Raw genomic sequence first — 15,157 nt, forward strand, 5'->3', positions numbered from 1 at the left:
AAATAAAATTACCAGATTAATTTCTGCTTACCTCAAAATTTTACCACATTCCCCCTGCCGCCGGTTATGTATGGATCCCTGTAAAAAGCAAAAAGGAGCTGAACGCACATAAAGCACCAGATCACCGGTTCACAGAGAATCACGCCAAAATACCCAAGAACCGGGATACATGCAATGACAAATATGATCTTTCCAAAAAACTCTATTCCGCTGGAAATCAGCGGCACCACTTTTTTCCCGATTCCCTGCAGAGAATTTCTGAGAATCAGAAGAATTCCCAGGACAGAATAAAACGGAGCATTGATCATCAGATATTTTGCCGCATTCCGGAGTACTTCCGGCTGAGAAGAACCTGAAATCAGTGCCGCTAGTTTTTCGGCGGACAGCAGCATGATGACCGCTGCAGCAGCGCCCCATATAATAGAAGCGGCGCTGCCGATTTTTATGACCTTTAAGATTCTGTCTTTCTTTCCTGCGCCGAAATTCTGGGACACAAAATTTGAAATTGCCAGCGCCAGGGCAGAACACGGCATCATGCAGAAAGAATTGATCTTCCTTGCTGTCGTATGTCCCGCAATGATCAGATAACCGAATCCATTGATGGATTTCTGCAGAATAATAGTTCCGGCAGATACAATCGCCATCATACATCCCATGGAAAATCCCTGACCGGCCAGTTCACCGTACAAATTACCCTCTATCTTAAAATGTTTTCTCCCGGGAACCAGAATCGGCGCTTTTTTATAAATATACAGCATGCATAAAATAGCAGAAACTGCCTGGGCTATGACCGTTGCCACCGCCGTTCCCTGAACCTCCATCCGGAACTGCTTCAGGAAAATCAGATCCAGCCCCACATTGATCACAGAAGAAATGATCAGGAAAATCAAGGGCATCAGGCTGTTTCCAATGGCTCTGAGACATCCCGATAAAAGATTGTACAAAAACATAACGCCTGCAAACATGGCAATTATTATGATATAAGAATAGGTTTCTTCAAAAATATTGGATGGTGTATCCAGAAGTATCAGCAGAGGTTTCATTCCCAGCATTGACGCTGCCATGATTCCAAGAACGATACCGGCTCCGATTACCATTGAGCCTGCCGCCGACCGTTTTACCATATCTTCATCGCCTGCGCCGTAATATCTTCCGATCACAAGGCTGAATCCGTTTCCCACTCCCACGGAAAAACCAACCAGCAGTTCATAGACCGCCCCTGCCGCCCCGATTGCCGCCAGAGATTTATCCCCCAGGACATTTCCCACGATCATAGTATCGGCGGTATTATACAATTGCTGAAATGCATTGGATATAAAAATCGGCACCGCAAAAACAAGAATTGACCATAAAATAGGATCTTTCGTCAGATCTGCTTTTTTTGTCTTCATATTCCATTCCCCTCTCTTGAAAATTTCTTTATTATTATGCTTCCTGCGTTTCCGAAAATCAAGTTTTTCTTTTTATACTCTTTCACAACTATTCTCCCGGATATTGCGCCAGCCGGATTGTTTGATGTATACTTATTTTGACAAAAATTGCAGAAAGCCTGCTAATAAAAAGTCAAGTGCTTTTTGAAGGGAATTTTAAAAAGCCGATCTGATATTTTGGGGCACAACTTTTAAGCCGCCATAAATGCCCGCTTTGAAAGAGGTGATCTGAAAAAAGATCTTATGATTCCCGCTCTAAGTTACGCAGGCACTCTTTGACTTTGCCATAGTAGATGCGGAAGAACTTATTCGCTCCAGCTGTCATGTAGACATAGTAAGGTTTTCCCTGAGAAGGTTTTTTATCAAGGAAACGATACACAGGGTCATCTTCCGGGGCATTTTGCAGCAAGGTTGTCATGATCTGGAATAATGTCTTACGCAATCTTGCAGATCCAACTTTAGATGCCCGGTTGCTCTTGGATCTGCGCTGACTGGACTCATCCACACTGGGATCCACGCCAGCAAAGTCCGTCAGAGCTTCCCTGTGGGTGAATCTGGATACATCGCCGATCTCAGCGATGAGCTGTGGGCCATAAGTCTTACCAACACCATAAATGCCCATTACTGTGTTGTATTCAGGGAGAGTGGAGGCCAATTCATTCATTTTCCTGCGGAGCTGTTCCACATGTTCAGAGATGAGGTTTAACTGCTGGATGCTCTGTTGGATCAGCAGCTTATAGGTCTTCTCCTTGGGAAAGACGGCTACCAGCTCTTTTGGGGCATGAAACAGTTTCTCCGGCTTGTCCGCCTGGAAGTTGTAATGATGTCTCTTGCAAAAGGCCCGGTAACGCTCAGTGAAAGCTTTTAAGCCAATCCCACGGACGCAGTCCACATGCCAGAAAGAATAGGCGTAATTCCGCCCAGTTGTCAAGGGTATAGCGAGCGATCTTTCTGGCGTCTGCGGATCGGATTTGACCTTGCGCAGGGAATTGTTGCCGAAATTTTTGATCAAATGAGGATTTACTGCGGAGACAAACAGACCAGCATCAGAGAGGAACTTTAGGATAGGTTCATGGTATCTGCCGGTACATTCCATAACGATCCTGGTATCACCATCCAGAGAGGTCAGATACTCAGCAAGATCATGCAGGCTCTGGGAAGAGTGGGAAACGACAAAGGGTTTGTGGATCACAGTGCCGCCGGGCTGCAGGACCGTCACGGTACTTTTTCCTTTTGAGACATCAATACCTACTGCATTATACATTCTAATGTACCTCCAAAAATATATTTGCATGGATTCCAGCCTTTCTCATTGCCGATTCCATCTCCTGGGGTATCAAACAAACGTATTGTAGTAGTTCAACCTGCATAAATCGAATGGCTGCAATGACAGGCTTTCTGACGGGCGCCTTTATGGTCCTGGGAGTTTTTGTCAGACCGATGCCTAATCATTATACAGCTTAAACAATGAGAGGATGAAGTCCCAACTGGCTGTTGGGTACTGAAACCCTACACTTATATATTAGGAGGATTTTTACGTATGAGTTACAAATTGATCGCACTGGACCTGGACGGTACTCTGTGCAATGATGAAAAAGCCGTTACCCCAAGAACTGCCGCTGCTCTGAAGCAGGCACAGAAACACGGGATTCGCGTCGCCCTGGCTTCCGCAAGACCGCTTCACGGACTTTTCCGGGAAATGCACGCCATTGACTGTGACAAACACCACGGAATTCTGATTGCCTACAACGGAGGCAAGATTGTTGACGCCTCAACTAAAGAAATTTTATCGCAGACAATCATTCCCCATGATCTGGCAGTGGAAGTTCTTCATTATCTGAAAGATTTTCCGGTTTCTCCGATCATTGATGACGGAGAGCAGTTTTACGCGGAATCTGAGGATACTTATAAGCTGGACCATGAATGCTCCAATAATGCTATGGACTGCACCATCGTTCCTTCTCTCGCTGATGCTTTGGATTTTGATCTTGTGAAGATTCTGACATCCGTGCAGCCGGAACAGCTGTATGATGTACTGTCTGTGATCGGAAAACCTTATGAAGACCGCCTGGAATTTGTCCGTACGGCTCCATTTTATATTGAGGCTATGCCGAAAAACATTCATAAAGCTGCCAGTCTGCAGCTGGTCTGTGAAAAACTGGGAATCCGTCCGGAGGAAGTGATCGCTTTCGGCGATGCGGAAAATGATCTGGAAATGATTCAGTTTGCCGGACACGGCGTTGCAATGGGAAATGCATGCGATGCACTGAAAGATGCTGCCGATGAAGTGACTCTGTCTAATAATGATGATGGAATCGCCCACAGTCTGGAACATCTGCTGGACTTTTTATCCTGAAGTAAAAGAAGGAAGAAGCGGTGAGATTTTCTCATTCCGTTTCTTCCTTTTATTGTGTCTATTTTTTACGTTTTCCAAAGAAGCCTTTATGTTCGTGCTCGTGGTGCTTCGGCACTTCTCCCATTGCTTCCTGGAACTTCTGAAGCGCTGCTCTCTGCTCTCCATTTAAATGTTCCGGCACCTGAACGACCAAAGTGACGAAATGATCTCCTCTGACGTTCTTGTTTCTTACCATTGGAACACCTTTTCCTTTCAAACGGATTCTTGTATCCGTCTGTGTTCCCGGTTTGATCGTATATTCATACGGTCCATCCACCGTTGGAATCTGAATGGTTGCACCCAGTGCAGCCTGTGTAAATGAAATCGGCTCTGTGGAGTAAATGGTCGTATCCTGTCTCTGGAACTTCGGATGTCTCTGTACAATGACTTCCACAAGAAGGTCTCCTCTTGGTCCGCCGTTGACACCAGGTTCTCCTTTTCCGCGGATCCGGATACTCTGTCCGTTATCAATTCCGGCCGGCACTGTAACCTCAATGGTCTTCCGGCTGCTTGTATAACCGGTTCCGTGACAGTCTGGACATTTCTCCTTGATCACTTTACCGGTTCCATGACATTCCGGACAGGTCTGCACATTCTGAACCGTACCAAACATAGACTGCTGTGTATATACAATCTGTCCGCGGCCGCCGCATTTTGGACAAGTTTCCGGCTGTGTTCCCGGTTTTGCACCGGTTCCGTGACAGGATGTACACTCATCTTTCAAAGTAATCTCTATTTTCTTTGTTGTGCCAAAAATGGCTTCTTCAAATGTTACATGAACTCTTGCGCGGACATGAGCTCCCTGAGCCGGACGATTCTGCTGCCGCTGTCCTCCTCTGGCTCCGCCGCCAAACATTCCGCCGAAAAGATCGCCAAAGATGTCACCCATATCACCGCCGAAATCAAAGCCTCCAAAGCCGCCGCCATTAAAACCGCCGCCCTGTTCAAAGGCAGCATGACCGAACTGGTCATACTGCGCTTTTTTCTCAGAATCACTCAGCACTTCATAGGCTTCTGTCACCTCTTTGAACTTTGCTTCTGCTTCTTTGTCTCCAGGGTTCATATCCGGATGATATTTTTTTGCGAGTTTTCGGTAGGCTCTTTTTATCTCTGCATCAGAAGCATTGCGGTCAACCCCTAACACTTCATAGTAATCTCTCTTCTCTGCCATGATCGTCTACCTTTTCTCTTCTCTCTTATACTTCTTTGTAATCACCGTCAACGACATTGTCATCTGCTCCGCCGGATGTTGTCTGTCCTGCACCTGCATTGCCTTCCGGTGCTGCCTGACCTGCAGCTGCTTCGTACATCTTAGCAAACAGATTCTGTGCGCTTGTCATCAGTTTATCTTTCTTTGCTTTCATGTCTTCAACCTGTGCATCTGTCATTTCCTGATCTTTTGTCTGTTCTACAAGGTCTTTTAATGCTTTCAGGTCATCTTCCACTGCTGCTTTCTCAGAAGGATCTACTTTATCTCCTGCTTCTTCCAGGGCTTTTTCTGTCTGGAATACCATGGAATCTGCTTCGTTTCTTGCGTCGATTGCTTCTTTTCTCTTCTTATCCTGAGCTTCAAATTCAGCTGCTTCTTTTACAGCCTTATCGATGTCTTCCTCAGACATGTTAGATCCTGCTGTGATTGTAATATGCTGTTCTTTTCCTGTTCCAAGGTCTTTTGCAGATACATTTACAATACCGTTTGCATCAATATCGAATGTTACTTCAATCTGAGGCACTCCACGTCTTGCAGGTGCGATACCGTCCAGACGGAATCTTCCAAGAGATTTGTTGTCTTTTGCAAACTGTCTCTCACCCTGAACTACGTTGATATCTACTGCGCTCTGATTATCTTCTGCTGTAGAGAAGATCTGGCTCTTCTTTGTAGGGATTGTTGTATTACGCTCGATCAGTCTTGTTGCAACACCGCCCATTGTCTCGATAGATAATGAAAGCGGAGTAACATCCAGAAGAAGGATATCGCCTGCTCCGGCGTCACCAGCTAATTTACCGCCCTGGATACATGCACCGATTGCAACACATTCATCCGGGTTGATTCCCTTAAATGGCTCTTTTCCTGTTAACTGTTTTACTTTTTCCTGAACAGCCGGGATACGTGTTGATCCGCCGACCAGAAGGACTTTGCTTAATTCAGATGCAGATAATCCAGCATCATTTAATGCAGAATTTACTGGTCCTGCTGTTCTTTCTACCAGATGAGCTGTTAATTCATCGAATTTTGCTCTTGTAAGGTTCATATCGAAATGTTTTGGTCCTTCTGCTGTTGCAGTGATGAACGGAAGGTTGATGTTCGTTGTTGTAGAAGAAGATAATTCTTTCTTTGCTTTTTCTGCAGCCTCTTTTAATCTCTGCATTGCCATCTTGTCTGTAGATAAGTCTACGCCTTCCTGTTTCTTGAATTCATCCAGCATATACTGTGTGATTACGTTATCAAAGTCATCTCCACCCAGTTTGTTGTCTCCGGCTGTAGATAATACTTCGATGACACCGTCACCAATTTCGATGATAGATACATCGAATGTACCTCCGCCTAAGTCATATACCATGATTCTCTGTTCATTTTCATTGTCAAGTCCGTAAGATAATGCTGCTGCTGTCGGCTCGTTGATGATACGTTTTACATCCAGTCCGGCAATCTTACCGGCATCTTTGGTAGCCTGACGCTGAGCATCATTGAAATATGCAGGAACTGTGATAACAGCTTCTGTAACTTTTTCTCCTAAATAATTCTCTGCGTCAGATTTTAATTTCTGAAGGATCATTGCGGAAATTTCCTGTGGAGAATATGCTTTTCCGTCAATGTTTACTTTGTAATCGGTTCCCATATGTCTCTTGATGGAAGAGATTGTTTTTTCTGCGTTTGTGACAGCCTGACGTTTTGCAGGTTCACCAATCGCACGTTCCCCTGTTTTTGTAAATGCTACAACAGATGGTGTTGTTCTCATTCCTTCTGCGTTTGTAATAACGGTAGGTTTTCCACCTTCCATAACAGCTACACAGCTGTTTGTTGTTCCTAAGTCAATACCAATGATTTTACCCATGATCAATTCCTCCTAAACTCTATCACTTTTTTCATTTTTTTCAATAAATATTGATTTGCTGACTGACATCTGAACTTCGTCCGCCAAGTCAGCCGGCGCATCGCGCTTCGCTTTCTTTATAAGGTAGTTCCACTCGACTAGCGCTCATCCTTCGCTTAGCTCAGATTCGCTGAGTCTCGGGAACGGCTTGTTGACTAACCTCACTTCGTTCGCTAAGTCAGCCAATGCCTCGCTAAGTGCTCTTGTCAATTTGCTACTTTTACCATGCTGTGACGAAGTACGCTTTCTTTGTACATGTATCCCTTCTGCAGCTCTTCCGCTACGATGTTTTCTCCGAGTTCTTCATCCTCCACATGCATAACCGCATTGTGAAGATTCGCATCAAACTCCTTGCCTTCTGCGTCCATCGGTGTAACTCCGAGATCTTCCATCACAGAAATCAGCTGTTTATAAATCTGCTGGATTCCCTGTACAAACGCGGAATCTTTTTCTTCTTCTGATACGCTTTCAAGACCTCTTTCAAAATTGTCAATCACCGGAAGGAGTTTTTCGAGCACTCCCATAGCTCCCATGTCATAGCGCTGTGTAGATTCTTTGCTCATCCTCTTTCTGGCATTCTCAAATTCTGCCATCAGTCTCTGATACTTATCTTTCCAGTCCGCAATCTCTGCGTCCTTAGCCTTAATCTGATCTTCAAGATCATCTTTTTTGTCTTCTGCTTTTTCTTCAGAATCTTTTTTATCAGCCTCTTTTTCTTCTATATTTTCTGCAGATGTCTCTGCGTCTTTTTCCTCTTTCTCCTGGAATTTCTTTTCTTGTTCTTTCATTCCTTCACTTCCTTTCTCAGGTTTTTCCTTTAAAGATATCATCCAGCTCCTCGGTCAGATTCTTCAAAGTCTTTACAACTTTTCGATAGTTCATGCGCTTCGGTCCGATAATTCCTACCGTTCCTGTGCCGCCTTCCGCAAGTTCATACGTCGCTGTTACAATGCTGCAGTCCTTCATGTTCTGTACCGGAGATTCTTCTCCAATATAAACCTGAATTCCATGATGTTCATCATCCTGATCCAAAGTTGAGTCAACCAGTTTTGTCAGTGCCTTTTTCTCTGCCAGAGTATCCAGCAGCTCTGTGGCTGTATCTGGATTTCCCAGTTCCGGATACTTCAGGATATTGGCCGCTCCGCCTGTATATATCTCCATCTGATTTGCCTCATGGATCGTTTTGGCGACTTCTTCCAGAATCTTTTCTAAAATATCCTGCCGGATGCCTGCCTGCTCCCGCATTGTCTGAATCAGTTCCAAATTAATATCCCTGAGCGATAATCCCTGAAGGAATGTATTAAGCAAAACATTCAGCTTCAAAATATCTTCATTAGACAGCGGTTCCTCCACCGACATCATCTTGTTCTTAACAACATTGCCCTGGGTCACAATAACAGCAAGCAGATGTTCGTGATCCACCTGAGACAGCTGTACAAACTTCAGCGTAACTTTCTGATAATGAGGGGATGAGACCATAGTGGCATAGTTCGTATTACTTGCCAGGACATTGGCTACCTGCTTCAACAGAACTTCCATTCTGTCGACCTTCTGTATCAATGCCTGTTTTTCTTCGCTCTCTGTCTCCCGTTCCATCATCAGCTGATCTACATAGAAGCGATATCCTGCATCGGAAGGAATCCGTCCTGCTGATGTATGCGGCTGTAAAATCAGACCCATATCTTCCAGATCCGCCATCTCATTCCGAATGGTTGCGGAACTTAGATTCAGATCCGGATGTTTTGATATGGTTCTTGATCCCACCGGTTCACCAGTTTCAAGATAGTTGGCTATAATCGCTTTTAATATTAATTTTTTACGATCATTTAGTTCCATATCTTTCCCTCCCTGTTATTAGCACTCAACAATACCGAGTGCTAACATCTATATTTAAAGTATCACTTTTGTATTTTATTGTCAACTATATTTCAAAAAAAATTTATTTATTTGCAATTTCTTTTTGGGAAATATTTTGAAAACGCTTTCATAGAATAAAAAATAAGGAGTGTGATGACAATGAATCAGAATCCGAATTTTGAACTGGAACGTCAGAAACTGAATCAGACCTACGAAAAAATGAACGCAGGCAAAACATCTTCCCATGATGACAGCAGGATTCCTACATACTGGACTTTTCTAAAACTGAGAATCGGATTTTCTATTCTTCTGTTGTTTTTTCTGGCCGTTTCTGTGAAAGCCTTCCCCTCACCGGAAACAAAACATATTCAGAAAGTCCTCCGGCAGATAGATCAGATGGATCCATATACACAGGAAGCGATGCGCCAGATACAGTCTGTCTTCCCCAAATAGGCCGCATTGCCTGTAAAACAAAAGTCCCCCAGACAGATCTTTTCTTTATATGATCCGTCTGAGGGCACTTCCCACTTGAAAATTTTTTGCTTACTGTACGATCTTAACCTGGATGCCATTGTTTTCCAGAGTTGTTTTTGTTTCTTCCGGAATCTGATCGTCCGTAAATATCATATCAATGTCTTTCAGCCGTGACTGAAGGACAACTCCGTGTTCCTGAAATTTACTGGAATCTGTCAGAATGACCGCTTTTCTCGCAGACCCCATCATGCTTTTCATGGCTTCTGCCCGCATCATGTCGCCACAGGTAAAACCGATTCCCGGAATATATCCATCGGTTCCCATGAACAGCTTATCCACATAAAACGCTTCTGCACATGTTTTTACCAGCGGTCCAACCATAACTTCCGCATCCTTTTGATATTCTCCTCCCAGCAGTATGACCTTCGTGTCGCCGCTGCCGGATTCCCGGATAAACCGGGCAATAAACGAGGAATTTGTAATGATCGTAACTTCTTTTTTTGTTTCAGAAAGACATGACGCCAGAAGAGCACAGCTGGATCCGGATTCTATCATAACCGTTTCCCCATCCGATACGAGTTCCGCCGCCGCCTGGGCAAGCTTTTGCTTTACATCGTATCTCACCGCCAGACGGTTCCCGATATCTGACATATTCTTCGCTGCGGCATAGCCGTGCTCCCTCACCAGCAGTTCCATACTCTCCAGTGCATCCAGATCCTTTCGGATTGTTACCTGGGACACGCCAAGCAGTTCAGATAAAGCTGCCACCTCAACTTTTTTCTGCTGTGTTACAATCTCGAGAATTTTTGTCTGCCGGTCTGTCATATCTTTCATCCTTTCTTATTCTGATTCTATCCTTCAGTTTTGTGATTACAGATCGCAGATTCCCTTTCCTTCTCCATATACACTGTACCAGTCCTGATTGAAATCTGTGACTGCTTTATCGATATTTGGATTTGCAAAAACCTGCTTCAGAACTGCATACGGCGCTGTAACTGCTTCCGCTCCATAATTGAATGCGTTCTTTATCTGCTCTACTCCTTTGAAAGATGCCGCAACAATCTTGCAGTCATATCCGTCATCATCGATCCGGTCCTGAAGATTTCCAATCAGTTCCATCGGATCGCTTCCCAGATTTCCAATCCTGTTTACATACGGCGCAATATAATCGGCGCCGGCTGCCAGGGCAAAATATGCCTGCATCAGATCATATACCGCTGTTGCCGTAACATGGATTCCTTCTGCTTTCAGCATCTTGATTGCTTTTAATCCCTCATAAGAAACCGGAACTTTAATATAAACCTGATCATCAATTTCTTTTAAAATTCTGTGGGCTTCCTCAACGATCGTATCTGCCTCCAGTGAAATCACCTGGATATGAAGGCTTCGGTCTTTTCCAATGATCTCCCGTATTTTCCTCATATGTCCGAAAAAATCTTCCGGACTTGTTTTCTTTACAATAGAAGGATTGCTTGTAACTCCTGAAATCGGCATATGGTCAATTCCATCTTTAATTTCTTCCAAATCCACTGTATCTAAAATAAATTCCATTTTTCTTCTCCTATTTTATACTAAAATTTTATTTTTCTCCATACAAAAGAACATTTTTTCTTCATAAATTATAAAGTCTGCTCTGTTCTTCCGATGATATCGTCCTGCGTTGCTTTTGATAATACATTGAAAAATGCGGAATATCCGGCAACACGAACAATCAGGTCTTTATGTTTTTCCGGATGCTTCTGCGCATCGATGAGCGTATCTCTGGATACTACATTGTACTGTACATGATATCCATCCAAGCGGTTAAAGAAAGTACGAATGATCATTTCCAGTTTCTGCTTGTTTTCTTCTGTAGACAGCATCTGCGGTGTTACTTTCTGATTTAACAAAACTCCGCCTGTAATTTCATGTGTCGGCAGTTTGGATACAGACTTAAATACTGCAGTCGGACCGCTCTTATCCATAGAATGAGCCGGTGAACATCCCTCTGCAAGAGGCTCATGAGCTTTACGTCCATCCGGAGTTGCCATGGTGTTCATTCCCTGCCCTACATTTGCTGAAATGCTGGAGGTTCCGGCATAACGAATTCCTCCGATCGGACCTCTGCCATATCTTGTATTTGGATATTTCTTCATTTCATCAATGTACTGATCATATACTTCGACTACCAGATCGTCTACATAATCAATGTCATTTCCATATTTCGGTGCATCGTTGATCAGCATCTTCTGGATTTTCTGATTCTTCGGACTGGTAAAATCATCTTCCAGAGCGTCACATAATTCATCCGGCGTGATTTTTCCTTCCTCGAATACAAGTTTTTTGATCGCTGCCAGACTGTCTGCCATATTAGCGATTCCCACCTGAAGTCCGGAAATGAAATCGTATACAGCTCCGCCTTCTTTGATGGTTTTTCCTCTTCCAATACAATCCTGTGTCAGGGCAGAACATAAAATATCCGGGCATTCTCTTTCAATGGCCAGATCAATCGCATTTTCCACGATAACACTCATTCTGGTCAGCTCTCTTGTTACATATTCTACTGCATCCTGAAGTTCCTTGTAAGATTTCATGTTTCTGAAATGTCCGCATCCTTTTACAAAGCGTTTTCCTGATGTCGGATCGATTCCATCGTTCATAGCGATCAGAAGGACTCTTGGGAAGTTCAGATAACTCATTCCGGTACAGCGGTATCCCCATTTTCCAGGCACCGCAGTTTCCACACATCCGATAGCAGAATAATTATAAGCATCTTCTTCCGCTACGCCTTTTTCAATAAAGGACGGGATAATTACCTCATCAGAGTTAAATGCCGGCATTCCGGTTCCCAGTTTCATAACTTCGATTGCTTCATCCATAAATTCTTTTGACATGTTCCTGTGGTATCTGACTGTCAGATTCGGCTGTGGGAGTCTTGTCTGGGCAACGGATTTCAGGATAAGGAAGGATAACGGATTTACGGCGTCTTTCTTATCCGGCGTCTGTCCTCCAATGGTAACATTTTGGTACATCGGGCTTCCGGCGCTGCTTAATGTATGTGCCTGACTTCTTACTTTATTAATAGTCAATGTTTTGATCCAGAGATTATCCAGAAGTTCCACTGCCTGATCGTCTGTCAATGTTCCATTTTCAATATCATGTTTATAATAAGGATAAATATACTGATCAAAACGTCCATAGGAAAGAGAATGTCCGTTAGATTCAATCTGCAGGATCAGCTGGATAAACCAGGTAGCCTGAACCGCTTCCTGGAATGTCTCTGCCGGCTCATATGGAACTTTATCGCAAATCCGTGCAATCTCCAGTAATTCTGCTTTTCTTGGCTCCTCAGCCTTCTCTGCCATCTCTCTTGCCAGATCCGCATAACGATGAGCAAAATTCTTTACTGCGTCAATTACGATCAGTACTGCTTTGTAAAAGCAGTTTTTATCAATGCTTTCTACCTGGCAGAGATCCAGTTCACTCTTCAATTTCTTCGTTCTCTCTTCATATCCTTTCAGACCGGTTTTCAACATAGTCGGATAATCAACAGCAAGATGCGCGTCTCCGGAATTCAGTTTTCCTTCCATTCCAAAGAATCCTGTTTCCATAAACACATCTACTTCTTCCGGAAGCAGAGCTCCTCCTTTTGCTCTCAGGTTATTGTTCTCCCAGAATGGAGCAATGGACCGCAGAGCCTCTTTGGTTTCTTCTGTAATATAGAAAACGTCTCCGTCACGTTTCTCAAACAAATCCAGTTCGTTGATAACAAATTCCAATGTGTATTCAGGAAAGATCGGGGCATCTTTATTAGAGGAAGCCTGGTTTCCAACGATCAGTGTTTCATCCTCAATATAGATAGACATTTTCTCCAGGATATTTTTTAACATCAGCGCACGTTTCATTACCGGCGGCTGATTCTGATTCTTCTTATATGCTTCTGTCGCAAGCAGCGCACGCTCTGCGCAGATATATGGTTTCTTATCCAGGACTTCTTCACGGAACCGTTCCATCCTTGGTGTTAAGTCTCCAAAATGCTCTACATTCTTCATATTCATATACCTCCATAGGAATCAAAAGTTTCATTCAAAACATTTTCTCTGGCTTCTATACTTCTATCATACTACATTTCTTTCATTTGTCAATATTTTTCTTTCATTTAAAACTATTTTATTTACATTTCGTAACTTTTGTGTTATGATGTTATCAATATAAGAAGGGAGAAAAAACATGTCAGACAAAGGAATTGTTTTTAATATACAAAAATTCAGCATCCACGACGGACCGGGAATCCGGACAACCGTCTTTTTGAAAGGATGTCCTCTTCGGTGCAAATGGTGCGCCAATCCGGAATCCCAGCTGAGCGAGGTGCAGATTCTTTACGACCAGAAGAAATGCCTGCACTGCCAGACCTGTGTTCAGTCATGTCCAAATCAGGCTTTTTCTTTGAAAAAAGATCACATTCAGATTGACCATGACCGCTGCAGCGGATGCCTGTCTTGTGTCCGAAACTGTCCGGGGGAGGCACTCAGCTATGAAGGGGAAGAAAAAACAGCAGATGACGTCACTGAAGTCTGCCTTCAGGATGTTGACTTTTATGAAGAGTCCGGAGGCGGCGTAACGATCTCCGGAGGAGAGGGAATGGTTCAGTCTGATTTCGTAAAAGCGCTGCTGTTCCGTTTAAAAAAACACAATATCCATACTGCCATTGAAACTACCGGTTATGTTTCTGATGATATCTTTCAGGATCTGGCCCCGGAGTTTGATCTGCTGCTGTTTGATGTAAAACATTATGATTCCAGAAAGCATCAGAAAGGAACCGGAGTCTGCAATGAACAGATCATCAGAAATCTCAAATGGGCTGTCCAAAACGGCCTGAATGTCCTTCCAAGGATCCCTGTGATTCCAGGCTTTAATGCTTCTCTGGAAGACGCAGCAGGAATTGCAGAGCTCCTGAAAGAAGTAAACGCCGATCAGGTCCAGCTTCTGCCATTTCATCAGTTTGGCGAAAATAAATATCATCTTCTCGGAAGATCTTATGATTATGAACATGTGGAAGCTCTTCACCCGGAAGATCTTTCTGATTATCAGAAAGTTTTTCTGGACGCCGGGCTCAAATGTTTCTTCTAATTATACAAAAACCCCTGCCGAATCAGCCCGGCAGGGGTTTTTAATTCAAATATCTTATTTCATTTTCTTCCGTTAAAACATCTCTTCCTGTGTCAGCAGTCCTGCTGCCATCTGCATCTTAACTTTCAGCAGATAATTATAAACAGCAATCACTCTCCCTGTAAAAATCACAACAAAAAGAGTTCCTATGCCGATTCCAATGATATGTCCGGTAAAAGCAAAACCAATCACCAATGCAATACAAAAACAGGTAAAATCGAAAATATTCTTTCCCAGTCCCATATCTCTGTGAATCTTTTCTCCGATCGCCGCTGCAAGAGCATCTGCAGGATTTGGAATCAGTTTCATATTCACCATGGTTGCCGCTCCGATTCCTGTTACCAGCACCGCAGCAATCAAAAGCAGAAATTTTCCAGCCACTGTATCCGGCTGCAAATTCAGATACTGATCAAAAAAATTAATAAACATGCTTGTTACAAGACTCATCGGAATCTGCAGCAGATCATAAATCTTAAAATTCTTTCCTTTTATGACCGCTTCCACAAGAACGCAGAAGCTGTAAAAAATAAAAACAGTGATTCCAAGATTAAAATGACCAATCTGACAGACGTTGTACGGAATTGAAATAATCGGTGAGACGCCCAGCAGAGTTTTCGTATTTAACACAATACCAAGCGCCAAAACAATCAGTCCGAAGAAGTAGATTACCGCACGGTTTAACTGTTCCTTCAAAATACATCATCCTTTCTTCCTCGAATGATTATAACACCAATTTTTCAAAGACTCAAAGGGTCTTT

General features: G+C 43.5%; 12 protein-coding genes and 1 pseudogene. 3 read left to right on the forward strand and 10 right to left on the reverse strand.

The genetic code is table 11. The features are described 5' to 3' along the window. Window positions 1-32: 32 nt before the first annotated feature. A complete protein-coding gene (locus JMF81_RS05940; protein ID WP_201310534.1) occupies window positions 33-1,391 on the reverse strand; it encodes an MATE family efflux transporter in 1,359 nt (452 codons plus the stop codon). A 280-nt stretch (window positions 1,392-1,671) separates the two neighbouring features. Then, a pseudogene (locus tag JMF81_RS05945) lies at window positions 1,672-2,694 on the reverse strand (IS110 family RNA-guided transposase). A 276-nt stretch (window positions 2,695-2,970) separates the two neighbouring features. On the opposite strand from JMF81_RS05945, the gene JMF81_RS05950 reads away from it, so the two are divergent. Beyond that, window positions 2,971-3,786, forward strand: coding sequence for a Cof-type HAD-IIB family hydrolase (locus tag JMF81_RS05950; RefSeq protein WP_201310536.1), 816 nt, complete (start codon window positions 2,971-2,973; stop codon window positions 3,784-3,786). 58 nt (window positions 3,787-3,844) lie between these two features. Here JMF81_RS05950 and dnaJ read toward each other — a convergent pair whose 3' ends face one another. The 4 genes from dnaJ to hrcA form a co-directional block, all read right to left on the reverse strand. After that, complete coding sequence (gene dnaJ, locus JMF81_RS05955) at window positions 3,845-4,996, reverse strand: molecular chaperone DnaJ (RefSeq protein WP_201310537.1); 1,152 nt, start codon at window positions 4,994-4,996, stop codon at window positions 3,845-3,847. A 25-nt stretch (window positions 4,997-5,021) separates the two neighbouring features. Continuing rightward, window positions 5,022-6,881 carry a molecular chaperone DnaK gene (gene dnaK / locus JMF81_RS05960; RefSeq protein ID WP_201310538.1) on the reverse strand — a complete coding sequence of 620 codons (1,860 nt, stop codon included), beginning with the start codon at window positions 6,879-6,881 and terminating at the stop codon, window positions 5,022-5,024. Window positions 6,882-7,126: 245 nt separating this feature from the next. Next, entirely contained in the window at window positions 7,127-7,750 is a 624-nt protein-coding gene (grpE, locus tag JMF81_RS05965; RefSeq protein WP_201310539.1) for a nucleotide exchange factor GrpE, read from the reverse strand. Further along, window positions 7,725-8,756, reverse strand: coding sequence for a heat-inducible transcriptional repressor HrcA (gene hrcA, locus JMF81_RS05970; protein ID WP_201310540.1), 1,032 nt, complete (start codon window positions 8,754-8,756; stop codon window positions 7,725-7,727). The genes grpE and hrcA overlap by 26 nt, the downstream gene beginning before the upstream one ends. Before the next feature lie 180 nt (window positions 8,757-8,936). On the opposite strand from hrcA, the gene JMF81_RS05975 reads away from it, so the two are divergent. After that, window positions 8,937-9,230 carry a hypothetical protein gene (locus JMF81_RS05975; RefSeq protein ID WP_201310541.1) on the forward strand — a complete coding sequence of 98 codons (294 nt, stop codon included), beginning with the start codon at window positions 8,937-8,939 and terminating at the stop codon, window positions 9,228-9,230. Between the two features lie 90 nt (window positions 9,231-9,320). Here JMF81_RS05975 and JMF81_RS05980 read toward each other — a convergent pair whose 3' ends face one another. The 3 genes from JMF81_RS05980 to JMF81_RS05990 form a co-directional block, all read right to left on the reverse strand. Next, window positions 9,321-10,076 (reverse strand): DeoR/GlpR family DNA-binding transcription regulator, encoded by a 756-nt coding sequence (locus tag JMF81_RS05980; RefSeq protein ID WP_201310542.1) that lies wholly within the window; start codon window positions 10,074-10,076, stop codon window positions 9,321-9,323. A 45-nt stretch (window positions 10,077-10,121) separates the two neighbouring features. Next, window positions 10,122-10,802 (reverse strand): fructose-6-phosphate aldolase, encoded by a 681-nt coding sequence (locus JMF81_RS05985; RefSeq protein ID WP_201310543.1) that lies wholly within the window; start codon window positions 10,800-10,802, stop codon window positions 10,122-10,124. Window positions 10,803-10,870: 68 nt separating this feature from the next. Continuing rightward, entirely contained in the window at window positions 10,871-13,282 is a 2,412-nt protein-coding gene (locus JMF81_RS05990; RefSeq protein ID WP_201310544.1) for a glycyl radical protein, read from the reverse strand. A gap of 178 nt (window positions 13,283-13,460) precedes the next feature. Here JMF81_RS05990 and JMF81_RS05995 point away from each other — a divergent pair, with 178 nt between their 5' ends. Further along, window positions 13,461-14,360 (forward strand): glycyl-radical enzyme activating protein, encoded by a 900-nt coding sequence (locus tag JMF81_RS05995; RefSeq protein WP_201310545.1) that lies wholly within the window; start codon window positions 13,461-13,463, stop codon window positions 14,358-14,360. A gap of 72 nt (window positions 14,361-14,432) precedes the next feature. On the opposite strand, the gene JMF81_RS06000 is transcribed toward JMF81_RS05995, so the two are convergent. Next, the gene (locus JMF81_RS06000; protein WP_243282552.1) at window positions 14,433-15,092 is read right to left on the reverse strand and encodes a YczE/YyaS/YitT family protein; all 660 of its coding nucleotides are present in this window, start codon (window positions 15,090-15,092) and stop codon (window positions 14,433-14,435) included. Between the last annotated feature and the right edge of the window lie 65 nt (window positions 15,093-15,157).

The sequence above is a fragment of the Anaerostipes butyraticus genome (genome assembly GCF_016586355.1).
Classification (GTDB): domain Bacteria; phylum Bacillota; class Clostridia; order Lachnospirales; family Lachnospiraceae; genus Anaerostipes; species Anaerostipes butyraticus.